Origin of the sequence: Glacieibacterium sp. (assembly GCF_965200405.1) — a bacterium.
Taxonomy (GTDB): domain Bacteria; phylum Pseudomonadota; class Alphaproteobacteria; order Sphingomonadales; family Sphingomonadaceae; genus Glacieibacterium.
Map to the genome: position 1 here is coordinate 3,461,232 of NZ_OZ241356.1, position 22,031 is coordinate 3,483,262.

Genomic DNA, 22,031 nt, shown 5'->3' on the forward strand with positions numbered 1-22,031 from the left:
GTCAGGCGGCCAGCGCCGCGGCGAACTCGGCCTGCGCCGCCGCCAGCGTCTGCGGTGCGAGCATGGCGCGGGACGCATCGCGGTAGGCGGCCACGCCCGCCGGATCGGTCACCTTGTCCAGCGCCGCCGCAAGATCGGCCGACGCGAAGTCGATGCGCGACCCCGCCGGCAGATACTCGCGCGTGACGTCGATATCCGAAGCCAGGATCGGCAAGCCGCCCTGCATCGCCTCGAGCATGACCAGCGGCAGCCCCTCGAAACGCGACGGCATCAGCAGCACATCCGCCGCCGCCAGATAGGCCTGAGGATCGTCGGTCCACGCCACCAGACGGGCATCGACCCGGGTCTTCGCCAGCGCCGTCTCCAGCCAGGCACGGTCCGGCCCGTCACCGACGAACACGAAGGTCCAGCCCGAAAACGCACCCGCAGCAGACCGCTCCAGCGCACCGAGCAGGACATCCAGGCCCTTCTGCGCCATCTCCAGCCGCCCGAGGAACAGCGCGATGCGCTTGCCGCCCGCAAGACCGAGCGCCGCGCGAGCTTCGCCCTGCGGCACCATCGGCGGCATTTCGACCGAGTTGGTCGCCACCGTCACCGGTGCGGTGCCGCCCGCCAGCCGCACCTGCTCCACGACGCTGCGAGCCGGCACGATGAAGCGATCGGGCCGGCGATACAGCCGCCGCCGCACGAGGTCGCCAGGAAAGCCCGCCCGCCCCATTTGCGTGAGACGATGCGCCATCGGCACGTAACTGACCACATTGATGCGCGCGTCGAGCGCCAGCATAGGAACCACCAGGTTTTCGATACGGCCCTGAACGAGCAATACAGTATTCGGTTGCTCCCGCGCAACGATTGCCCGCACCGCGCGACGATAGCGCCACCGGAACTGCCCGAGATAAGGCTCGCCACGGCGCTTGACGAACGGCCACCGCACGACACGGATCGCCGGCAATTCCGCCGCCAACCGGTCGGCAAGCCGCTGGTTCTGTTCGGGTACCATGAACACGATATCGTCGAAGTCGCCGCGCTCCAGCACGCCGGGCAGCAACGCCAGCAACATGCGTTCATGCCCGCCGAAATCCGGACTGTCGTGCAGGATCAGCAGGCGCCGCATCAGTTCAGGGTCGGATCGGCGCGACACCCCTGCCATTCGAGCAGCGCGCTGTTGTAGACATCGCGGGTCAGTGACGCGATCCGGCTCCAGGTCGGGATCTCGGCGGACAGGTCGCGCGCCGGCTTGCGCCCGATCGATGCGGCCAGCGCCTGCGCCAGCTGCTGCGCGCCGCCCGGGGTCACCAGCTCGCCGACATCACCCTGATAGCCGATCAGGTCGCTGAACGCGCCCAACTCGCTGGCGATCAGCCACTTGCCGAGAGGCGCGACGGCGAACAGCACGCCGCTGGCGTCGATCGTCCGATACGGGAAGACGAACGCGTCGGCGCTGCCCAGCACCTCCGACATCTCCTCCTGAGAATGGCGAAACAGCCGAAACTCGAGCAGTTCCGGCGGCAGCCCAGCCGCGCGCACGTTGTCCAGCAACGGCGCCATGTCGATCATCGGCTCGCCCGCGACGATGATCTTCAACTGCGAGCGCACCGCCGGATCGAGCAGCTTGACCGCCTCGACCAGCACGTCGACGCCCTTATACTCCTGGAGCTTGCCGAACAGCACAATCTGCCAGCGCGGGTTCGCCTCGGCCACGCCACTGCGCTTCGCCGTCAGGACACCGTGCGGAACGATCGCCAGCCGCGACGGCGCCACGCCCTGCGCGACCAGATTGGCCTTGGCCGATTCGGTGTGGACGATGATCCGGTCGGCGGCGTCCAGCATCTGTGAAAGGCCATGCCGCTGCGCCCCGCTCACCTGCTTGCCGTTGAACGGCGTCGAATCGTGGACGGTCAGCACCACCGGGCAGACCCGGCGCATCCGGGCGATGATCCGCGCATCGATGCTGGGCAACAGCATCCACTGGAAGTGCACGAGATCGTAGCGACCGCTGCGCACGAGCTTGAGCAGCCGCACCATGCCGACGACATGCTCGATACCCTTCAGCACCCGGCCCGCCGCACCCGACCGCCGCCGCGGCCCATCACTCAGGGGATAGAACAGGTCTGTCGAGCGCGACCGCCCGAGATCGTCACCCTCGCCGGCGCGCAACTGGCGGACCGCCCAATGCGGCCGCAGCCCGATGTCCTCCAGACCTGCCGAAAGCGCCGCATCATACGGCGCCGTGAACAGCGAGGGATCGACTAGCAGGACGTCCCGGACCTCCCCGCTGCCAGCGCGGGCAGAGTTCACGTCGCGCCGCGGGCCGCTACCACTGCCGGAATGGTGCGAGTCAGGATGAACAGGTCCACCGAGAGGGACTTGTTGCGAGCATAGAGAGTGTCGATCGCGACGCGGCGGCGATAGCTGACTAGGTTGCGACCGCTGACCTGCCACAGCCCGGTGATGCCCGGGCGAACGCGGCAATAGTCGCGGATGTAGCGGCCATAACGCGGCATTTCAGCAGCCACGATTGGGCGCGGCCCGACCATGCTCATCTGGCCGATCAGGACGTTGAACAGCTGCGGAAGTTCGTCGAGGCTCGACTTGCGGAGGAACACGCCAAGGCTGGTGATCCGGGGATCGTCGCGCAGCTTCTGGTCGAGCGCCCATTCACGCGCCGCCTCGGGGTCGGACTCGAGCAGTGCCTCCAGGCGCCGTTCGGAGTCCACGACCATCGTACGCAGCTTGAGGCAGGGGAACGGCACGCCGCCCCGTCCGATGCGCCAGTGGACGAAGAACGGACTGCCGCCATCGTGCAGCCAGATCGCCAGGCACAGCACCGCGAACACCGGCGCCAGCATGAGCAGCAGCCCGATCGACGACACGATATCGAACGACCGCGCGATCACCGCCTCGGCGAGTTCGGAGCCTTCCATCTCGGTGTCCGTCGCAGCCGGGCGCCACGCGGATGAAAGGTCACCCATCATCTGGGAGGCCGTCTGGAGCATTGCGTTCATAACTGACCATCTCGCGTCACGTTAAAATGACCTGCAAGCACAACCCGCCCCGACGCAGGTGCAGCAACTAAGCTGCACCGCACATCGGCACCTTCGCTAGCCCGGCTGGACGTTGGACGTCCGTAGAAGTGATCGGGCTGTCGAAACACTGCATCTCACCTGACATCGCTCAATCCGGGATGAGGCAACTTTGTTGCACGGCAGCGTAAAATCTAGTAGTTTAAATCGCCTCCGTGACGACTTTGCTCAGGCACCCTCAGACATAACAGGTGCGAAATGTTTCCCTCGGCCTAACTCGTCTGGTCGATAAGCTACGCCCATATGAACAGGTGATTTACCTTCGAAAGTACAGCGAACTCGTTGGTAAGGGGCTGCAGAGCCCATGCTGTCCAAAATCGGCCAATAGCCTAGCGCCGATAGCCGCCAGCGCTGAATTTCTTTAAAATAACAGGTGTTTGCCTGAACATTTCACCGATTACGCCGACAAGGCTCCGATTGGTCCGTCCCAGAACGAATGCTGCATCTGCGAACTGACGGGACTTGATGGCATCTGTAAAAGCGCGGTAATCACGCCGCCGCGCCACGTCATTGCGCTGTCGACGAACCGAGGCGGCAAGTGCCCGATCGCCCCGTGAATTACCTTCAACAAGGTTAAGCTTGTCGATCAAACGGTCGAGATCCGCGACCGTTTGAACCTGTGTCAGCGAATCTCCGCGGACGCGATAGATGTAAAGTGGCTCGGGACTCAGGAACCAGCGGCCACCAGCCTGCAGGCAGTCGACATAAAACGAGAAATCCTCGGCGAAGCGGACCCGCTCGTCGTAACGCAGCCGGTGATCGAGCAGAAATCGGCGGCGCAGGATCGGCTTGAGAAAACCAAAATTGACGCCCGGCCAGGCCGGATCCGCCATCGTCCGCTGGATGAACTCGCCCAGGCGAAGCTCGCGAACGCCGCTGAGCAAGCCTGTCGGGATCATCGGCTGCGGCGCACCCTTGGGCGGCACGAAATCAAGCAGCAGGTTATCGCTGCACAGATCGGCACCGGCAGCGGTGGCGACATGGACCAGTGTCCGCAGCCGAGCCGGGTCGTAGCGGTCGTCAGCATCGAGCAACGCCAGCCACTCGCCGGTCGCCGCGTCGATGCCGACGTTACGGGCCGCGGCCGGTCCGCGATTCACCGCTAGCCTGATCGAGCGGATGCGCGGGTCGCGCGCCGCCGCGTCGGCGACCAGCCGGGCGGTGTCGTCGGTGGAGGCATCGTCGACGACGATCAATTCCCAGTCCGCCAGCGTCTGCTCGCGGACCGACGCGATCGCATCCTCGATGAAGCGCCCGGCATTAAACGCCGGCATGATGATCGAGACGATCGGCGAGGTCATGATCCGGCCGCACCGCTCGACGGGACGGTATAGCCGCCGCTTTCGGCCAGCGCCTCGAGCACGGCGCGATCTTTTTCGAGATCGAACTTGCGGGCGAACAGCGCATCGCTCGACCGGAGCAGCGGCAAGTCGTCGATGGTCAGCACCTTGGGGCCCGGCCAGATGATCTCGCGCCCATAATGCGGCGCGAGCCGGTCGCGAAACGGACTGTTCCAGACCAGCGCCTGCATGATCAGCTCGTCACTGAGCAGCCGCCGGCGCAGATAGCGCGTGATCCGCGGCAGCATCGGCGACGTTACCATCCATTCACAGAACTCGCGGGGCAGCATCACCCACTGCGAACCCTTGTGAAGCAGTTCGAAGTCCTTGGGCGGCTCCTGCCGGCCGCTCAGTCGAAGGGCCCGAAGCGGCGTTTCCAGCATCGGCGAAGCGGCGCGGTGCCAGTCGTCCGCCGGCAACTGGTCGATCTCCAGCAGCTCGACGTGAACCGCGTCGCCGCGATCGGCCAGCGCCTCACGGATCGCCGGCAGCGGTTTCAGCGGATAGCATTGCCCGCTGAGATTGACGAAATAGGACCAGTCGGGATCCGACCGCAGGGCTTCCCGGATCGCGTCGATCAGGATCCGGGAAAGCGACCAGCCGCCCCAGTTCGTCGCGCGCGACGTCATCAGCCGCGCGTTCGGTGACTTGTCGACGATGCGGCGGACATCCTTCATCACGCCGCGACGCGACGCCTTGATGCCGAGCCGCGACTTGAGATCGACGTGAACGAGGATCAGGTCGCCGGGATCGGCAATCGCCTCCATCAGCCACTCGAACTGCTGCGGCTTGTGATGGACCATGACGAAATAGGCGAGACTGGGCTTCAAGATACGACGCTCGACGGCAGTCCGGCGGTGCTGGCGATCGCAGGCATGCAGCACGGCCTTTCTGCCGGAAAAGAGCGAGAACCGATTCTCGCCGTGACCGATTATCGGTCATCGCCGTGACGAAATTTTGACGATGGCGGTCGATGGCATGGTCGAGCTTGCGTCGACCTGAACGAAAGAAGCGCAAAGGCGCCGGCATTCAATCGAGCCTCGCTATCGGCGATGCTCCGGCTTGCGTGTCGATCTGCTCCAGATATTGGAAAGGGTGCCGCTTTGTGGCGGCACCCCTTCCTCCCCGCTCGACTTGTTTAGGCGGCGACGACGTTGCGACGGCGGCGCTGAGCGACACCGACCATGCCGATGCCGGCAATCATCAGCGCCCAGGTGGCTGGCTCAGGCACAGCACCGGTGGCGAGATTGTCGATTTCGAACGAGTTCTGGCCGGACGACAGGGTCAGGCCCGTGATGCGCTCACCAGCGTCGGCGACGAAGAAGTAGCGACGGTTGGTGTTGCCGGACGTCTGGTTGCCGTCCTCGCCACCTGGCAGCGTCGTGCCGGTGAAGGTCTGCGTGCCGCCGCCGGCGAGGGTCAGCGTGACGCTGTTATAGAAGTCGACCGAGCCGACATACATGCTGAACGAACGCAGCGCGCTCGGCAGGGTGATCGTCGCCGTGCCACCGCCGCGGACGGCGAAGTACTGCGTGCTGTCACCGAACGGCGCAGCCGCGACGTTGGCGGTCGAGCCGGTGTAATAGCCAAAGCCGGTGCCGGTGATGGTGTAGCCAGCCGGCGGCGTGGTGGATTCGAAATCAAGCGCCAGGGTCTCGCCGGCACCAGGTGCAACGTCGAACGGCGTCGAGGTCACGGTAACGGCGTGAGCGCCGACCGAGAAAGCAAGAGCCGCAGCCCCGGCGAGAACAGTCTTGAGCATTCTTAATTCCTAATTAAAAGTGAGCCACCCCGCTCGTCCCCAAGCAAATTTCATGCCATCGGAGTCATTCCATTCCGGTAATAATAATTAAGTTATTATTTAAATTGAGAATTTTGCGTGCTCGCCTCGGAACGCCGTCGCAGAGGGCCAGACACAGTTTGTAAAGATTTCCGACAGAATCGACGGCTTGGACGCAACGATACCGTAACGAGTCCAGGGCGTTACCGCGGCGGCGGAATAGGTGCCGAGTATTGCGGCCCGCATGACCTTTCAGATCGCCACAACCTTAAGCCTCGTCTCGCCGAACGTTACGGGTCGGAAGGCGCATTTGATTAACGCCACATTTACAGGCCGTTACGGGTACCGCAGCTTTTTGCTGAGAAAAGTGTAATGAAACTTTACATTCCGTTAACGCAACGGCTGGCTAAGTCATTGAGATTGCACAGCCGGCAGTTTTGGCATGAGATTTGCTAAACGGTGGTTAGTACCGAGTTAACAGGAGGCACACTTGCTTAAGACTTCTCTCATCGCCGGCGCCGCTGCCGCTCTTTTCGCAGCCGCTGCACCATCTTACGCTGTCACCGTCACTTCGGCATTCGGTCCGACGGACCCGGGTTCGCCGACCGAGACGCTGCTCGTCGACTTCAACAACGGCGACAACCTGCCGAACGGCTACTTCCTGACCGGCAACTACGCGTTCGGCACGGGCACCGTGAAGAACGACCATGCCGCTCCTGCCGGTGACACCACCCAGTATCTCTATGTCTCGTCGGCGATCCCGGACGGCAGCGCCACGCTGTCGACGTTCGACCTGAACACGCTCAGCTTCTACTGGGGCTCGATCGACGACTATAACTCGGTCGATCTGCTGCTCTCGGATGGCACCAAGTTCCACTTCAAGGGCATGGACCTGCCGCCAGCCAACGGCAACCAGACCGCTGCCGCTACCAACCGCCGCGTGTTCTTCACGGCGGGCGAAGGCCAGACGATCCAGGGCATTACGTTCAACTCGTCGGGCATCGCCTTCGAAGTTGACGATGTCTACGGAACGCTCGCCAGCGACGGCAACCCTGGCGGCGGTGGCACCGTCCCCGAGCCAGCGAGCTGGGCCATGATGATCACCGGCTTCGGCATGATCGGCCTCTCGTCGCGTCGTCGTCGCAAGGTGACCTCGGTGACCGCTTGATCCGGCTTCGGTCGCGATCCTGATCGCGACCGACCTGTTCTCGAAAAACGCCTGCCCGGTTAGCGCTGGGCAGGCTTTTTCGCGTCTGGTGATTCAGAGAACGTTAAACCCATTTCGCCTGCGTTATGCCATTTCTTCATTCGAATCAGATAGCTGGTTGGAATGGCTGGCTCCCGGGGGGGAGTTGACCGGCAGGTGCCGGCAGCACGGAAATGGAGTCTTAACGGATGACGACACAAGCTCGCGCCGGCCGGTCCTGGCCTGCCTCGACGACTTTGAAGGCGGCTCGTTGGATTGCCGCTGCTATCGCTTTTACGGCCCCGATCACCATGGCGCATGCCGCCAAGCTCCCGCAATCATGGAACAACTACAAGTGGGCGCGCACCGCCGACCTGACCATCCGGGTCGGTGACAACGTCTCGGCGGTCTGGGATCCGTACCTGAACAGCGCGATTTCCGAGTGGAGCAGCGCTGCCAGCATCGACCTCGTCCACGCCGGCGGGCTGACCACGGCCAAGGCCTGCGCCCCGGTCTATGGCGGCGTCCAGGCCTGCAACGCCAACTATGGCGCGACCGGCTGGCTCGGCTATGCGACGGTCTGGACCGCGGGCGGCTTCATCGTCCAGGCGACGATCAAGCTCAACGACTATTACTTCGCCAAGTCCGCGTATAACAACGACGCGTGGCGCTCGATGATCATCTGCCAGGAGATGGGCCACATCCTCGGCCTCGACCACCGGGACGAGAACAACACCAACGCCAATCTCGGCACCTGCATGGACTATACCAACGATCCGTCGGGCCTGAAGGGCACCAACGGCACGCTGAGCAACACCACCCCGGGTGCGAGCGATTTCCTCGCGCTCGCCGGCATCTACGCCAGCGTCAACGGCTCGCAGCTTGCCTACACTAAGCCAGGCTATCGCACCGGCGACGGCTATTGGATCGGCGAGGAAACCGGCGGCGAGGCGTTCGCCGTCCCCGAGCCGGAAGTCTGGAGCCTGTTGCTCCTCGGCTTTGGCCTGACCGGTGCCGTCATGCGCCGCCGTGCCAATCGTCTCAGCCTGCACTTCCGCGAAGCCTGAGTAGCGACGTCTCAAACATTACCGCCTGATCGCCGACGGAAATTCGTGACCTGATCTCCGGCCCGGCCTGTGCCGATGGTCCTGTCTGCGTGGGATACCGACGCTTGCAGCGCCATTCGCACAGTCCGACCGGAGATCAGCCATGCCCGTCGGATAAGACCTGCCAACCGCCCGCACTGTGTCGGGAACCCTGCGCTCGAGCCGGACGCCGGCAGGCTTCTCTCCCCGGCCGCTGACCACGCTGCATCGAGCAGCACTCCGACCCTCGACCCTTAACGTTTTGTAAAGAATCCCGACACATTTGCGAAGGTTAACGCTTTCGTAAATCGAACGGCTGCGGCGGCCGATTTTCTTTAACTTATTGTTAACTCTGCCTTCGCTCGCGCGGTAAGCCATCCGCTTACTTGGCATAAACCTTGCTTAACGAAACTCGGCAATTTTGCCTTTCGGATGCGAGGAACTTGAGATGAAAGCAGTTCTAGCAACAACCGTCGCAATGCTGACGCTGGCCACTGCAGCCCATGCAGTGACGACCGTGTCGTCCACCAACGGTCCGGATAACACGACCCAGACCGTCATCTTCGATTTCAACTCCGGTGCGCCCGCCGGTCTTTCGGGCAACTATGAAATCACGACCGGCACCGCAGCCGATCTGTTCGCCGCGCCACTTGGTGATACGACGCCTTATCTCGTCGTCCCGGGCAACGGCACATCGGGCACTGCGTTTCTCGATCTCGGCAAGAGCTACCAGAACTTGAGCTTCTACTGGGGCTCCATCGACACCTACAACACCGTCGAGTTCTTCACCGGAGCCAATGGCACCGGCACGAGCCTCGGCGCATTCTCGGGCGGCACCATCCCGCTGGCACCCGCGAACGGCGACCAGGGCAGCGTGCTGAACAACCGCCGCGTCTATTTCAACTTCGGCGCCGACGCTGCTCAAAGCATTCGCTTCTCGTCGAGCAACATCGCGTTCGAGCTCGACGACATCGCCACGACCAACGTCCCGGAGCCTTCGACCTGGGCAACGCTGATCGCCGGCCTGACGCTGGTCGGCCTGTCGATGCGGCGCCGCGAGCGCAATCGCGCGGTCAACGCCTGATTTCGACTGAAACGAGACGGCCGGTGGGACTGCCCACCGGCCGGTCTTTGCGTGGCCTGCCGAGCTAGGCGGCCGGCCGGCCTTTCTGCACCCAGAACTGGTACATCGCCGCAAAGACGCTGGGATTCTCCTGCTCGTAGATCGCCCAGCATTTCAGGTCGGTCGCCGCCACATCCTGCGGGAAACGCCGCCGATAGTCGGCCATGACGGCGTCGGGCAGGATGAAGCCGAGAAGGCGCAGCCCCTCCGTACGCAGGAACGCGTCGATATCGGCGAGCGAGAAACGCGTCTCCTGCACATGGAACAGCAGATCGCGGCATCCACTTAGGCTGTAGAAGTCAGCCGAGCGCATCGCCTCCGCCGCCTGCTCGTCGCTGCGCCCGGCGAGAACCTGTCGGGCGTCGCGGATTGCGTCGGGTGTCGGTTCGCCGATGTCGAGCCGAGGCAGGTTGCGCCGCGCCACGGCGCTGTAGAACCCCAGCTTCATCGCCCCGCCCGGCCGGAGCACGGCAAGCAACTTCCGCCACCCGGCCAGCGGATCGACCATATGATGCAGCACCCCGACAGCCTCGATCAGGTCGAAGTCGCGGCCCAGCGACGCGACCTCCAACAGGTCGGCCTGAGCATAGACCACGCCCGCCACCCCGGCTTCGCGCGTCTTGCGCAAGGCATGGGCGAGGCTCGCGACACTCAGGTCGATCGCCAGTGTCCGGGCGCCCTTGAATGCGCGCGCGGTGTCGAGCGCGTTCCAGCCGGTGCCGCAGCCCGCGATCAATATGTCGGGCGCGGGCCCGGCGCTCGGCGGCTCCAGCCCGGCGAGCGGGAACTTCCCGACCATGTAATCGACCAGTCGCTGCGGCGGCTCCCCCGCACCGGCATCGAGCCAGCGCGGATAGGGGCTCTCCTCATATTGCGCCCGGACCTTGAGCGATCCTCCGTCGTAAATCGGCGTCAGCCTGGGTATCGCATCCCTGAGTTCGGCCTCCTCGCGAACCTCGACGACCTGCTGCTTCAGCACGGCCTCGACCGCGACCGGCCAGCGACGCTCGAGCAATTGCTCGGCCAGCGGGACCGAAGACAACGGGAAGTAGCAGGCGACCGCCAGCACCAAAGCCGGACTGGCGCCCTCGCCTCTCGCCAGCTCCGCCGCGAGGCGCTCGTGCAACGCCACGGCCCGCCGCTCCTCGTCCTCCGTCGAGCGAAAGACGTACTCGTTGAGGAAGCACTGCCGCGCCAAGGCACTGTAGAAGGCCAGCGCGTCCTCTGGAATGCGCCCTCCCCCGGCATCGCCAAGCAGTCCCTGCCGCGCCAGCGTCAACAGGCGCTCGAACCCGAAATCCGTATTCGGCGCGACGCAGAGCAACGTCTGCAGCAACTCGTCCCCCGCAATCGCCGTCACCCCGGCATCGCCGTAAAGCGCGGTCCCCGTCAGCGGTCCGGGCCACGCATCCGCAGCGCGTGCCAGGCTCGCAGCGATCGCGGGGTCCTGCCTGACCAGTGCCAGCCCGACCCGCGCCAGCCCCTCGGGGCGCGCCCATGACTCCCGCAGCGCGCGCAACAGCAGCGGCCGCAGGCCCATAGCGCTGGCCCCGACGTCGAGGTTTGCCACGCACTCCACGAAGGTCGCCCGCGCCCCCGCCGTCTCGCGGATCTCGAGCGCGCGGGCGACCGTACGCAGCGCCTCGCCGGGCTGCCCCTGTGCCAGCAGCGTCGAAGCGAGGTCGTTGAGCACGTCATGATCAGCCGACGTCGCGCCGAGCGCCGCGCGCAGGATCGCCTCAGCCCCCGCCAGATCGCCGCCCGCCCGCAGGATCGCGGCAAGGTTGGTGTGGGCAACCGCCATCCCCGGCTCGGCCGCGATCGCCGCGCCGAACTGTCCAGCCGCTTCGTCGAGTCGGCCGAGATGGCGCAGCGCCTGGCCCAGGTTATAATGTGCCGCGGCAAAGCCCGGACGCAGCTCGATGGCGCGGCGGTGGTGCGCCATCGCCTCCTCCGGCGCGCCGAGGTCGAGCAGCACATTGCCGAGGCCGGTCTGCGCCTCCGGATAGTCGGGCTCGAGCTGCAGCGCACGGCGATAGCAGTCCGCCGCCTCGCCCGAGCGGCCGAGCTCGTGAAGCACGGCACCCAGATTGGCGTGAGCGTCCGGCAGGTCGGGCGCCAGCCCCACCGCCCGCCGGCAGTTCACCGCCGCCGCCTCGAAGCGACCGAGCTGCATCAGGATGAGGCCGAGATTGACCTGGATGTCGACCGCCGCGGGGGCCAGCGTCGCCGCCTCTTGCGCGGCGCGGGCCGCCTCCTCCAGTCGCCCCTGCCCGGCCAGCACGAGGCCGAGGTGATTGTGATAAGCGGCGACGCTGCGATCGAGCTCGACGGCCTTTTTCAGATACCCCGCCGCGACCTCAAGCTGCCCCAGTTGGTAGGCCATGACGCCGATCCGGTGGAGGCTGTCGGCATGGCGCGGGTCGATCGCCAGGACGCGGCGATACAGTTGCTCGGCGTCGCCCAGTCGCCCGGCAGCATGATGCTCGACCGCTGCCGCGAACAGTGCGCCTGTTTTCGGCGTCTGACCCGGCTTCACCGGGATCGGGCCGCGCCGCTGCTTGTGATCCACGAAAATCCTCGTGCCGTTCCGGGTGGAAACAGGCTGGCTGGCGCAGCCGGCCGCAGCGCCATCTGTTACGCTCGCCGACCGCCGGTGCAAGATACATCGGCGGCGCCGCTTTGCCACTACGGGGGTCGACGGCGGGGTCGCCGCCGAATATGCACCTGCCCGGTGGACGACACCGCCATCCAGAAGCTGCGCCTGCGTATCCGCGGACTGCGCGCCAAGACCCTGGAAAACGGCTGCACCGAGGCCGAGACGCTGCTCGCCGCGGCCAAGGTCGCCGAACTGATCGAGCGCTATGACCTGACGATCGGCGACGTGGAGATACGCGCCACGCGGTGCGAACGCCGGGTCTACGCCAGCAGCCACAAGAAGCGCATTCCGATCGACGAGTGCATCGGCGCCATCGCCAGCTTCTGCAACTGCCGAGTCTGGCGCGAAAAGACCGGAGCGCGGGAGGTGCAGTTCGTCTTCTTCGGCCTGCCCGCCGATATCGATGCGGCGCACTATCTGACCGAGCTGATCGACCAGAGCGTCCGGTCGGAACTCGGGCGCTTCAAGACCTCGGCCGCCTATGCCGCCTTTCGCTACGACGAGCGCCACCTCGCCAACACCTCGTTCGCCCTCGGCATGGTCGGGTCGATCGCCGACAAGCTCGCCGCTATGCAAGTCGAGCGCCGCACCGGTAGCGGTCGCGACCTGTCGATCCTCAAGACCTCGGTCGTCGATGCGGAACTACAGGAGCTCGACCTGCACCTGAGCGAGATCGGCAGTGCGCCACGCATGATCCTGCCCGACGCGTTCGACGCCGGAGAGGCAGCAGGAACCGCGACGACCGCCGGCAATGCGGCTTTCGCCCGCCCTTGAACCTGCAGAAGCTCGACGATCACCGGCCGCCGCACGAGAGCGGGAGCCTGGCTGGGGCGGCAGGATTCGAACCTGCGGATGCCGGTACCAAAAACCGGTGCCTTACCACTTGGCGACGCCCCAACGTCAGCGCGCGGGACTAGGTCAGGTCGACGCGGTTGGCAAGCTGCGCTGACGCGCGATGCGCAGGGTGGTGACATACGCCAGCCCCGAAATGCCGAGCCAGATGAGCCCGGTGTCGGGCATCAGCACCGCGCCGAGGTTGGGGATCGCGACCAGTGCGACATAGACGATCAGCCCCGTTGGCCAGCCGTAGCGCAGGTGCAGATAGTGGTGGAGGTGATCGCGGTCGCCCTCGAACGGCGAGCGGCCACGGGAGGCGCGCACGGCCATCAGGCGGATCGTGTCGAACACCGGGATCGCGAACATCACCGCGACATCGTCGGCGCGCATCACCGCGAAATCCTGGTTGTAGGCGTAGATGGCGAGCAGCCCGAACAGCGTCGACAGGACGTAACTGCCGCCGTCGCCCATGAACAACCGGCCGCGCAGGTTGAACACCAGCATCACCGTCATCGACACCGTCACCGCGCCGAGCAGCGGCAGGTACGACTCAGGCAGGCGCATCGCCAGCACCAGCGACCAGATGAGGCCAAGCGACAGGATGATGCCGTTCTTGCCGTCCGCCATGTTGACCGCGTTGAGCAGCCCGACGAGGCACAGCAGCGCGAACGCGTCGCCCCAGCCGCCCAGCGGCAGCACCGTCGCCTGTCCCGAAAAGCGCAGGAAGCCGAGCGTGTAGTCGGGGGCGAAGACCAGCACCAGCAGCAGCGTCCCGATCGCCAGCACCAGCCGGATCACCGGCCCCAGCGCGAAGCGGTCGTCCGCCAGGCCGATCAGGTACATCACGCCCAGCGCCAGCGCGAGCCAGCCGATATGCTGCACCACCCACGGTCCGAGCGGCAGCAGGCTGGCGGTCAGCGCACAGGCGGCCAGCGCCGACAGGGCGACGGCGGTGCCGCCGACCAGCGGCGTGATCTTGGCGTGTCGCTTGCGGCCGCCGTTGGTGTCGGGGAAATCGAACAGGCCGAGGGCGCCGCCGATGGCCGGGGCAAACCAGCCGATCAAGCCGGCGAGAACCAGTGCGACGCTGCTGGTCAGCAACGTCAACGTACCAATTCCCACCCGTTTCTCCTCGGCTAGCTGGCCGTGACCGGCTCTATGATCCTTGGGGTAGCCGGGTGCGAAGCCAGTGGCAAGCAACCCACGGGGATTAGGCGACCGCGATGTCGGGGGCGTCCTCGGCCTTCATGCCGATGACGTTGTAGCCCGCATCGACGTGATGGATCTCGCCGGTGACGCCGCTGGCGAGGTCGCTGAGCAGGTAGACCGCGGCGCCGCCGACGTCCTCGATCGTCACGTTGCGGCGCAGTGGCGAGTTAAACTCGTTCCATTTCATGATGTAGCGGAAGTCGCCGATGCCACTGGCAGCGAGCGTCTTGATCGGCCCGGCGGAGATCGCGTTGACCCGCACCTTGTTCGGCCCGAGGTCCATCGCGAGGTAGCGCACGCTGGTTTCCAGCGCCGCCTTGGCCACGCCCATTACGTTGTAATGCGGAATGACTTTCTCGGCGCCGTAATAACTCAGGGTCAGCATCGCGCCGCCATCGGGCATCAGCGCCAGCGCGCGCTGGGCGACCGCGGTGAAGCTGTAGACGCTGATGTTCATGGTCATCGCGAAATTGTCGAGGCTGGTATCGACATAGCGGCCGCGCAGCTCGTTCTTGTCCGAGAAGCCGATGGCATGGACCAGAAAGTCGATCGTCGGCCACTTTGCCGCCAGCGTCGCGAAGCACGAGTCCATGCTGGCCGGGTCCGACACGTCGCATTCGATCAGGAAGTCTTCGCCCAGGCTGGTGGCGAGCGGGCGGACACGCTTTTCCAGCGCCTCGCCCTGGAAGCTGAAGGCCAGTTCGGCGCCGTGCTCGGACAAGGCCTTGGCGATACCCCAGGCCAACGAGCGGTCGTTGGCGACGCCCATCACCAGGCCGCGCTTTCCGTCCATCAATCCGGGCAAGTCAGTCTCCGTCAGTGTGCGCGTGGCTTCTGGCCCGTTTTGGGAACAATAGCCAATGCCGCGTTGAGGTGGGCGCCGAAAACCAGGCCGAAGCCGATGATGTAGAAGAACAGCAACGCGACGATCACACCTGCCAGCGAGCCATAGGTCAGGCTGTAGCCGCCGAACTGGCTGAGGATCAACGGCAGCAGCATCGTCGTGCCGATCCATACCACCATGGTCAACAGCGCGCCCGGCCAGATCGGGCAGGTGCCATTGCGATAGCGCTTGGGCGTCAGCGAGTAGAAGATCAGGTACAGCGCCACGAACAGCGCCAGCGCTGGCGCCAGCCGCCCGAAGCCGAGCAGGTGCAGCCAGCCGCTCGCGGTCGGGAACACCTGCGCGACGAACTCCTCCACCCCGGTCAGGATGACCTGCGCGATGAAGGCGATCAGCATCAGCACCACCGCGCCGATGATCAGCAGGATCGACGCGATGCGGTAGCGCCACACCGGCATCGAACTGACCGCCTCATAGCTTTTGCGGATGATGTCGCGGATCGTCTCGATGAAGCCGCTGACCGTCCACAGCGTCACCAGCACGCCGAAGGTCAGCAGGCCGTTGCTCGACCGCGCCTTGATGACCTCGGCGATCGGCTTGGCGATCAGCCCGGCGACGTCCTTGGGTAGGGTGCGCAGGAAGGTATGGACCGCCGCCAGCCCGTCCTCGGTCCGCCCGAAGCCGCCGGCAAAGCTGGCGACGACGATGAAGAACGGGAACAGCGTCAGCAGCGACAGATAGGCGATATTGCCGGCGTGGACGAAGCCGTTGGTCCAGCTGCCGGCGGTGGTGCGCTTGATGATCGCCCAGGGCCGCGACCGACGAGCCCGGCCGATTGCCTTGAGCGCACCGGGCGACGCCAGCCTCCTAACCCATAGAAAGTTCAATCGACCCCCAAGCCAGCACGCACCTTGCGCTTGTCCTGCCAACGCTGGACAAACTCGTTAAGCTCCGCATCGGCCGCGGGCAGGTCGATTTCCAGCGTCACCAACTGGTCGCCGCGGGTCCCGTCGGTCCGCGTGAAGCCACGTCCGCGCAGCCTGAGCACCCGGCCCGAACTGGCGCCCGGCGCGACGGTCAAGGTCACCGGCCCCTCGACGGTTGGCACCCGCACCTTCGCCCCGGTCACCGCCTCGTCGAGGGTGATCGGCAGGTCGAGCCGCACGTCGTCGCCATCGCGCTTGAAGAAGCGGTGCGGCGCGACGTCGAGCGTGATCAGCGCGTCGCCGGTACCACCCGGCCCCGCCTCGCCCTGCCCGCCCATGCGCAGCGGCTTGTCGGCGCTGAACCCGGCCGGAAGCTTGAGGTCGAGCGTCTTGCCGTTCTTCAGCGTCAGGCGCTGGGCCTTCAGCGTCGCCGCGTCCTCGAACGGCACGGCATAGCGATAGGCGACATCGGCGCCCTTGGGCGAGACGCGCTGGCGGAAGTCGTCCTCGGCGCTGAAGCCACCGCTTCGCGCCGACCTCCCGAACAGTTCGGAGAACAGGTCGCCGGCGTCGCCGCCGAATTCGAAGCTGCTGCTGCCGGCGCCCGGCCGCGCGCCGAACGGACCGTTGCCCGGGGCACGCCCGCCAAAGCCGCCGCCACCGAACCCGCCGCCGCCATAGCCGGGAGGCGCCTTGGGCTGGCCGTCGGCATCGATCTCGCCGCGGTCGTAGCGCGCCCTGAGGTCGGTGTCGTTGAGCAGCGTATTGGCCGCGCTGGCTTCCTTGAACCGCTCCAGCTTGGCCGGGTTGTCGGCGTTCTTGTCGGGATGGTTCTCCTTGGCGATCTTGCGATACGCCTTCTTGATATCGGCTTCGGTGGCGCCGCGCGGGACGCCGAGCACGGTGTAGGGATCTCTCATGGTCGTCCTGTTAGCATGGATCGACGGCCTTTATGTGGCCGAGGCGCAACATGCCCTAGATGAGCAACACACCCGCCTCTGTAAAGACCGGGCCGCTGCAAAGAGTTCGGCGGTTACAAAAGCGGCGCGGCGCGTTAACAGGCTCGCATGACCGATCCGTTCGCCCAGTTCGCCGAATGGTACTCGCTCGCCCGCGCCCGCGAGCCCAGCGATGCCAACGCCTTTGCCCTCGCCACGGCGACGCCCGACGCGCGGCCATCGGTGCGCATCGTGCTGATGAAGACCTGGGACCAGCGCGGCTTCGTCTTCTATACCAACCTCGACAGCCGCAAGGGCCGCGAGCTCGCCGCCAACCCGGCCGTCCACATGGACTTCCACTGGAAGTCGCTGAAGCGCCAGGTCCGCGTCGACGGCGATGCGGAGCCGGTGCCCGATGCCGAGGCCGACGCCTATTTCGCCGGCCGCCCGCGCGGCTCGCAGCTCGGCGCCTGGGCCTCCGACCAGTCGCGACCACTCGCCGACCGCGAGACGTTCGAGGACCGGCTCGCGGCGACGATCGCCCGCTTCGACGGGGTCGACGTGCCCCGCCCGCCGCGCTGGTCGGGCTTCCGCATCGTGCCGGCGACGATCGAATTCTGGCAGGACCGCGAAAGCCGCCTCCACGAGCGCACGCTGTTCACACGCGCCGGCGACGGCTGGACGAGCGGGCTGCTCTACCCGTGACGACGCTTCCTTACTGCACCCTCCCCCCCCGCGCAGCGAAGAGTGGGGAGGGCCGGGGTGGGGGCTTTCGGTGGCCGGACGCGGAGCGCAAGAACCCCCACCCCAGCCCTCCCCACTCTCCGTTCGCTTCGCTCTCGGGGGGGGAGGGAGCGGAGTCGTGACCGAGCGCGCGATCCTGACCCGCCGCGCCGCGATCGCGTCGGTTTGCGTCGCCATCATCCTGCTCGGGCTGAAGGCCTGGGGGGCGTGGGCGACCGAGTCGATGGCGATGCTCGGCAGCCTGGCCGACACCGCGCTCGACCTCGCCGCGTCGCTGGTGACGCTGTTCGCGGTCAGCCTCGCCGCCCAGCCCGCCGACGAGGACCACCGCTTCGGCCACGGCAAGGCGGAGGCGATCGCCGCGCTGATGCAGACCCTGCTGATCCTCGGCTCGGCGCTGGCGATCGGCTGGCGCGCCGTCATCCAGCTCGGCGTCACGGAGCTGCCCAAGCGCGCCGACGTCGGCATCGGTGTGTCGCTGGCGGGTGTCGCGTTGACCTTCGTGCTGGTGCTGTACCAGCGCAGCGTCGTGCGGCAGACCGGCTCGATCGCCATCGGCACCGACCAGTTGCACTACCAGTCCGACCTGCTGCTCAACCTCGCGGTGATCGCGGCGCTGGTCCTCGATATCGTGCTCGGGCTCCACGGTGCCGATGCGGCGTTCGGCATCGCCATCGCGATCTACCTCGCCTATGGCGCGATCAGCTCGGCCAGCCACTCCATCGACATGCTGATGGACAAGGAGTGGCCCGAGGAAAAGCGCCAGAAGCTGCTCGCCGCCGTCGCCGGCCACCCCAGGGTCGAGGGCATCCACGAGCTCCGCACCCGCTCCAGCGGCATCACCGAGTTCATCCAGTTCCACATCTGGCTCGACCCGGAGATGAGCGTCGCCGCCGCCCACACCATCGTCGACGAGGTCGAGGCCCGGGTCGCCGGCGCCTTCCCGGGCGCGGAGATCCTGATCCACGTCGATCCGGTCGGCCATTACGATCACGGACACGCGCCGGGCTGACCCCCGCATACCAGGACGGACCCCGCCATGCACCTGCCCTTCCACCAGATCGACGCCTTCGCCGACGGCCCGTTCAGCGGCAACCCCGCCGCGGTGATGCCGCTGAGCGAATGGCTGCCCGACGACACCCTGCTCGCCATCGCCGCCGAGCATAACCTGTCGGAGACCGCGTTCATCGTCCCCAATACCGACGGCAGCGCCGACTTCGACCTGCGCTGGTTCACCCCGACGATCGAAGTCGCGCTGTGCGGCCACGCGACGCTGGCAAGCGGCCACTTCATGCTCGCCGACAACCCCGGACAGGACAGCGTCACCTTCTCGACGCGCAGGTCGGGCATCCTGACCGTATCGCGCGACGGCGACCGGCTGGCCCTGTCATTACCCGTCATGCCGCCCCATGCCGCCGACGTCCCCGGGCTGGCCGAGGCATTGGGCGCGACCCCCGAAGCCACGCTGGTCCACGGCGAGGATTATATCGTCGCGGTTTTCGCCACCGCCGCCGAGATCCACGACCTCGCCCCCGACTTCCGCGCCATCGCCGCGCTGAAAGGCGGCGACGTACTGTGCATCGTCACCGCCCCCGGCGAGGATACCGACATCGTCAGCCGCGCCTTCGCTCCCGGCGCCGGCATCGACGAGGACCCCGTTACCGGCTCCGCCCATGCCATCGTCGCACCCTATTGGGCCGCGCGCCTCGGTCGCGACAGCTTCACCGCCTACCAGGCCTCGAAGCGCGGTGGCGACCTCCACTGCACGCTGGCCGGCGACCGGGTCATCGTCTCCGGCACCTGCGTCACGGTAATCGAAGGCGTGATGCTGCTGTAATCCGGTATTACCGTGATTAAACAATAGGTTGACCACCATATCCTGAGACATCAACGTACCCGGGAGATAGGTCAGGTTCGTCAGGATAGTATCGACGATCTTGACAACACTAACCTTATCGGTTATATACTGATCGTTGGGATGGCGCTGGACAGCCGACGCCCCTAACCCTGCTGCATGATTGAGTTGCACTCGAATCGAGATTGTGCGTAACCTCGCTCCGTACTTTCTGGAGAGACGCGATGAACGCCCCCGTGCCTGCCTCCGCCTTCATCCCGGCCAATCTCCCCGAGCCAAGCTATCACGAGCTGAACCACATCCCCGGCATGGAGCCGGCCAAGATCAGCATGTTGCGGACGATCAACTTCCTCAAGGACCCGCTCGGCTACAGCCAACGCATGATGGGCCTCTACGGGCGGGTCTTTCGCCGCCAGGACTTCGGCGGCTGGGGCGTGACGATGATCGGTCCCGAAGCCAACGAGATGGTATTGTTCAACAAGGACAAGATCTTCTCCTCGTCGCTCGGCTGGAACCCGGTGCTCGACCAGGTCTTCCCGCGCGGCCTGATGCTGATGGATTTCGAGGAACACCGCGTCCACCGCAAGGCGCTGTCGGTGGCCTTTAAGACCGAGCCGATGAAGCACTACCTCGGCAAGCTGACCGAGGGCATCAAGCGCGGCATCACCAGCTGGCCCGGCCGCGGCGAGTTCAAATTCTACCCGGCGATCAAGGCGTTGACCCTCGACCTCGCCGCCTCGTCGTTCCTCGGCGTTGAATGGGGCCCCGAAGCGCACAAGATCAACCGCGCCTTCGTCGACATGGTGCTGGCCGCCACCGGCATCGTCCGCAAGCCGTTGCCGTTCACCCAGATGCGCCGCGGCGTGAAAGGCCGCGCCTATATGTGCGCCTTCTTCGGCGCCGAGATCGGCAAGCGCCGCGGTGCCACGGGCGATGACATCTTCACACAGATCTGCAACGCCCGCGACGAGAACGACGAGCTGCTGACCGACCAGGAGATCATCGACCATATGAACTTCGTGATGATGGCGGCGCACGACACGCTGACCTCATCATTGAGCTCGACGGTCTATTACCTCGGGATGCATCCGGAATGGCAGGACAAGCTCCGCGCCGAGATCAACGCGGTGAAGGCCGAGACCGGCGGCGAGTTGACCTATGAGACGCTGGGCAAGCTCGAGCTGACCGAGATGGTGTTCAAGGAGGCGCTGCGGCTGATCCCGCCGGTGCCGTCGATGCCGCGGCGGGCACTGCGCGAATTCACCTTCATGAACCACGTCGTCCCCGCCGGCGCCCATGTCGGGATCAACACGATGGTCTCGCACCGCCTGCCCGACGTCTGGCCCGATCCCGACCGCTTCGACCCGACGCGCTTCTCCGCCGAGAACTCGAGGGGCCGCCATAAATACGCCTGGATCCCGTTCGGCGGCGGGGCTCACATGTGCCTCGGCCTGCATTTCGCCTATATGCAGACCAAGTCGTTCCTGTTCGAACTGCTCGCCGACAACAGGATCGAGTTGCCGGCCGGTTATGCCGGCGAATTCAGGATGTTCCCGATCCCCAAGCCAAAAGACGGCCTGCCGGTCCGTATCGTACCGCTCTAGACCGCCGGCCCGCCGGTACGAACCGAAGCGAGATAGCCCAGCATCAGCTCCTGGCTTGCGGCGGACAGGGTGATGATACCGCGACGGGCGTCATCGGGGTCGGTGTTGCGCTCGAACAGGCCGGCGTCGCACAGGTTGCGGATCCAGCGCAGCGCCGTCGTCGTCGGCACCGCGGCGGCGATGCACAGGCTGGAAACGGAAACGTCGCGTCGTTCCAGCCGGGCGGCGGTCAGGTCGAGCATCATGTCCCACGCCGGATCGCCGAACAGTTCGGCCGGGAAGTACCGCTCACGATCGCGCCGCCGCTTGATGATGTTGCGTACGAACGCCGCGCTGACCGCTTCTCGCGCCGGCTTGGTCGCCGCTTCGCTGGCGATGTCGCTGAGCGCCCGGGCAATCCGCTCGACATCGCGCCCCAGCGCGTTGATCCGGGCGGAGTCCCGATCGGACAAGTCGGCAACGCCCTTCGGCCCGACGTTGGGCAACGCCGCCAGTATCGCTTCCCGCAGTACCGCATCCGCCACCGGCAAATCGAGGTAGCCACGTACATTGTCCGCCATGCTGATACGTTCGACCGCCGCTTCGTCACCATCGACCAGGAAAAGTGCAGGCGGTGCTCCCGTCGCCTGCAACCGATCCATCAGTTCCGCATCGACGATCCTCATATCGGCAACGACAAGATCGACAGTCCAGTTCTCGTCGAGCAGCTTGCGAACCGTCTCGGCGGAACTGGCGGACGCTATACTGAAGTCGCCTGCACCGAACAGATCACCGCGATCCTGCCCCGCTTCTGCCTCCGCAAACACGATCAACTCGCC

At 65.7% G+C, this 22,031-nt stretch carries 20 protein-coding genes and 1 tRNA gene; 8 read left to right on the top strand and 13 right to left on the bottom strand.

All coding sequences use genetic code 11. The features are described from left to right. Position 1: 1 nt before the first annotated feature. The 6 genes from ACOFKW_RS16285 to ACOFKW_RS16310 all read right to left on the bottom strand — a co-directional run bounded on the left by ACOFKW_RS16285 (position 2) and on the right by ACOFKW_RS16310 (position 6,185). Entirely contained in the window at positions 2–1,114 is a 1,113-nt protein-coding gene (locus ACOFKW_RS16285) for a glycosyltransferase (protein ID WP_419815173.1), read from the bottom strand. After that, positions 1,114–2,298, bottom strand: a complete 1,185-nt coding sequence (locus ACOFKW_RS16290; RefSeq protein ID WP_419815174.1) for a glycosyltransferase — start codon at positions 2,296–2,298, stop codon at positions 1,114–1,116. The genes ACOFKW_RS16285 and ACOFKW_RS16290 overlap by 1 nt, the downstream gene beginning before the upstream one ends. Further along, complete coding sequence (locus tag ACOFKW_RS16295) at positions 2,295–3,005, bottom strand: sugar transferase (protein ID WP_419815175.1); 711 nt, start codon at positions 3,003–3,005, stop codon at positions 2,295–2,297. The genes ACOFKW_RS16290 and ACOFKW_RS16295 overlap by 4 nt, the downstream gene beginning before the upstream one ends. 407 nt (positions 3,006–3,412) lie before the next feature. Further along, on the bottom strand, positions 3,413–4,384 hold the full coding sequence (locus ACOFKW_RS16300) for a glycosyltransferase family 2 protein (protein WP_419815176.1): 972 nt from the start codon (positions 4,382–4,384) through the stop codon (positions 3,413–3,415). Beyond that, positions 4,381–5,253: a beta-1,6-N-acetylglucosaminyltransferase gene (locus tag ACOFKW_RS16305; RefSeq protein ID WP_419815177.1), complete on the bottom strand. Its 873-nt coding sequence runs from the start codon at positions 5,251–5,253 to the stop codon at positions 4,381–4,383. Before ACOFKW_RS16305 ends, ACOFKW_RS16300 begins: the two co-directional genes overlap by 4 nt. A 308-nt stretch (positions 5,254–5,561) precedes the next feature. Further along, positions 5,562–6,185, bottom strand: coding sequence for a PEPxxWA-CTERM sorting domain-containing protein (locus ACOFKW_RS16310; RefSeq protein ID WP_419815178.1), 624 nt, complete (start codon positions 6,183–6,185; stop codon positions 5,562–5,564). Between the two features lie 508 nt (positions 6,186–6,693). Here ACOFKW_RS16310 and ACOFKW_RS16315 point away from each other — a divergent pair. The 3 genes from ACOFKW_RS16315 (at position 6,694) to ACOFKW_RS16325 (ending at position 9,558) form a co-directional block, all read left to right on the top strand. After that, positions 6,694–7,371 carry a PEPxxWA-CTERM sorting domain-containing protein gene (locus ACOFKW_RS16315; protein ID WP_419815179.1) on the top strand — a complete coding sequence of 226 codons (678 nt, stop codon included), beginning with the start codon at positions 6,694–6,696 and terminating at the stop codon, positions 7,369–7,371. Between the two features lie 227 nt (positions 7,372–7,598). Beyond that, on the top strand, positions 7,599–8,456 hold the full coding sequence (locus ACOFKW_RS16320; RefSeq protein WP_419815180.1) for a PEPxxWA-CTERM sorting domain-containing protein: 858 nt from the start codon (positions 7,599–7,601) through the stop codon (positions 8,454–8,456). 466 nt (positions 8,457–8,922) lie between these two features. Beyond that, positions 8,923–9,558, top strand: coding sequence for a PEPxxWA-CTERM sorting domain-containing protein (locus tag ACOFKW_RS16325; RefSeq protein WP_419815181.1), 636 nt, complete (start codon positions 8,923–8,925; stop codon positions 9,556–9,558). 64 nt (positions 9,559–9,622) lie between these two features. Here ACOFKW_RS16325 and ACOFKW_RS16330 read toward each other — a convergent pair whose 3' ends face one another. After that, complete coding sequence (locus ACOFKW_RS16330; RefSeq protein WP_419815182.1) at positions 9,623–12,169, bottom strand: tetratricopeptide repeat protein; 2,547 nt, start codon at positions 12,167–12,169, stop codon at positions 9,623–9,625. Positions 12,170–12,331: 162 nt separating this feature from the next. On the opposite strand from ACOFKW_RS16330, the gene ACOFKW_RS16335 reads away from it, so the two are divergent. Next, on the top strand, positions 12,332–13,030 hold the full coding sequence (locus ACOFKW_RS16335; RefSeq protein ID WP_419815183.1) for a DUF2786 domain-containing protein: 699 nt from the start codon (positions 12,332–12,334) through the stop codon (positions 13,028–13,030). A gap of 48 nt (positions 13,031–13,078) precedes the next feature. On the opposite strand, the gene ACOFKW_RS16340 is transcribed toward ACOFKW_RS16335, so the two are convergent. The 5 genes from ACOFKW_RS16340 to ACOFKW_RS16360 all read right to left on the bottom strand — a co-directional run bounded on the left by ACOFKW_RS16340 (position 13,079) and on the right by ACOFKW_RS16360 (position 16,992). Continuing rightward, a tRNA-Gln gene (locus ACOFKW_RS16340) sits at positions 13,079–13,153 on the bottom strand. 21 nt (positions 13,154–13,174) lie between these two features. Further along, a complete protein-coding gene (locus tag ACOFKW_RS16345) occupies positions 13,175–14,215 on the bottom strand; it encodes an MraY family glycosyltransferase (RefSeq protein ID WP_419815184.1) in 1,041 nt (346 codons plus the stop codon). Between the two features lie 88 nt (positions 14,216–14,303). Next, positions 14,304–15,107: an enoyl-ACP reductase FabI gene (gene fabI / locus ACOFKW_RS16350; protein ID WP_419815185.1), complete on the bottom strand. Its 804-nt coding sequence runs from the start codon at positions 15,105–15,107 to the stop codon at positions 14,304–14,306. 11 nt (positions 15,108–15,118) lie between these two features. Continuing rightward, positions 15,119–16,033 carry a YihY/virulence factor BrkB family protein gene (locus ACOFKW_RS16355; RefSeq protein ID WP_419815186.1) on the bottom strand — a complete coding sequence of 305 codons (915 nt, stop codon included), beginning with the start codon at positions 16,031–16,033 and terminating at the stop codon, positions 15,119–15,121. Further along, on the bottom strand, positions 16,030–16,992 hold the full coding sequence (locus tag ACOFKW_RS16360; protein ID WP_419815187.1) for a DnaJ C-terminal domain-containing protein: 963 nt from the start codon (positions 16,990–16,992) through the stop codon (positions 16,030–16,032). The genes ACOFKW_RS16355 and ACOFKW_RS16360 overlap by 4 nt, the downstream gene beginning before the upstream one ends. 147 nt (positions 16,993–17,139) lie before the next feature. Between ACOFKW_RS16360 and pdxH the strand changes: the two genes are divergently transcribed. The 4 genes from pdxH to ACOFKW_RS16380 all read left to right on the top strand — a co-directional run bounded on the left by pdxH (position 17,140) and on the right by ACOFKW_RS16380 (position 21,213). After that, positions 17,140–17,715 carry a pyridoxamine 5'-phosphate oxidase gene (gene pdxH / locus ACOFKW_RS16365; RefSeq protein WP_419815188.1) on the top strand — a complete coding sequence of 192 codons (576 nt, stop codon included), beginning with the start codon at positions 17,140–17,142 and terminating at the stop codon, positions 17,713–17,715. Between the two features lie 157 nt (positions 17,716–17,872). Next, positions 17,873–18,766, top strand: coding sequence for a cation diffusion facilitator family transporter (locus tag ACOFKW_RS16370; RefSeq protein WP_419815189.1), 894 nt, complete (start codon positions 17,873–17,875; stop codon positions 18,764–18,766). Between the two features lie 27 nt (positions 18,767–18,793). Next, the gene (locus ACOFKW_RS16375) at positions 18,794–19,591 is read left to right on the top strand and encodes a PhzF family phenazine biosynthesis protein (protein WP_419815190.1); all 798 of its coding nucleotides are present in this window, start codon (positions 18,794–18,796) and stop codon (positions 19,589–19,591) included. A gap of 242 nt (positions 19,592–19,833) precedes the next feature. Further along, positions 19,834–21,213, top strand: a complete 1,380-nt coding sequence (locus ACOFKW_RS16380; protein WP_419815191.1) for a cytochrome P450 — start codon at positions 19,834–19,836, stop codon at positions 21,211–21,213. Here the strand turns inward: ACOFKW_RS16380 and ACOFKW_RS16385 are convergent. Further along, a complete protein-coding gene (locus tag ACOFKW_RS16385) occupies positions 21,210–22,025 on the bottom strand; it encodes a hypothetical protein (RefSeq protein ID WP_419815192.1) in 816 nt (271 codons plus the stop codon). The two genes, ACOFKW_RS16380 and ACOFKW_RS16385, sit on opposite strands and share 4 nt — an antisense overlap. Between the last annotated feature and the right edge of the window lie 6 nt (positions 22,026–22,031).

Excerpts from the sequence above, each read along its gene's own strand:
- ACOFKW_RS16285 (WP_419815173.1), bottom strand. The coding sequence starts at position 1,114 with ATGCGGCGCCTGCTGATCCTGCACGACAGTCCGGATTTCGGCGGGCAT.
- ACOFKW_RS16295 (WP_419815175.1), bottom strand. The coding sequence starts at position 3,005 with ATGAACGCAATGCTCCAGACGGCCTCCCAGATGATGGGTGACCTTTCA.
- ACOFKW_RS16300 (WP_419815176.1), bottom strand. The coding sequence starts at position 4,384 with ATGACCTCGCCGATCGTCTCGATCATCATGCCGGCGTTTAATGCCGGG.
- ACOFKW_RS16310 (WP_419815178.1), bottom strand. The coding sequence starts at position 6,185 with ATGCTCAAGACTGTTCTCGCCGGGGCTGCGGCTCTTGCTTTCTCGGTC.
- ACOFKW_RS16320 (WP_419815180.1), top strand. The coding sequence starts at position 7,599 with ATGACGACACAAGCTCGCGCCGGCCGGTCCTGGCCTGCCTCGACGACT.
- ACOFKW_RS16325 (WP_419815181.1), top strand. The coding sequence starts at position 8,923 with ATGAAAGCAGTTCTAGCAACAACCGTCGCAATGCTGACGCTGGCCACT.
- ACOFKW_RS16360 (WP_419815187.1), bottom strand. The coding sequence starts at position 16,992 with ATGAGAGATCCCTACACCGTGCTCGGCGTCCCGCGCGGCGCCACCGAA.
- pdxH (WP_419815188.1), top strand. The coding sequence starts at position 17,140 with ATGACCGATCCGTTCGCCCAGTTCGCCGAATGGTACTCGCTCGCCCGC.
- ACOFKW_RS16375 (WP_419815190.1), top strand. The coding sequence starts at position 18,794 with ATGCACCTGCCCTTCCACCAGATCGACGCCTTCGCCGACGGCCCGTTC.
- ACOFKW_RS16380 (WP_419815191.1), top strand. The coding sequence starts at position 19,834 with ATGAACGCCCCCGTGCCTGCCTCCGCCTTCATCCCGGCCAATCTCCCC.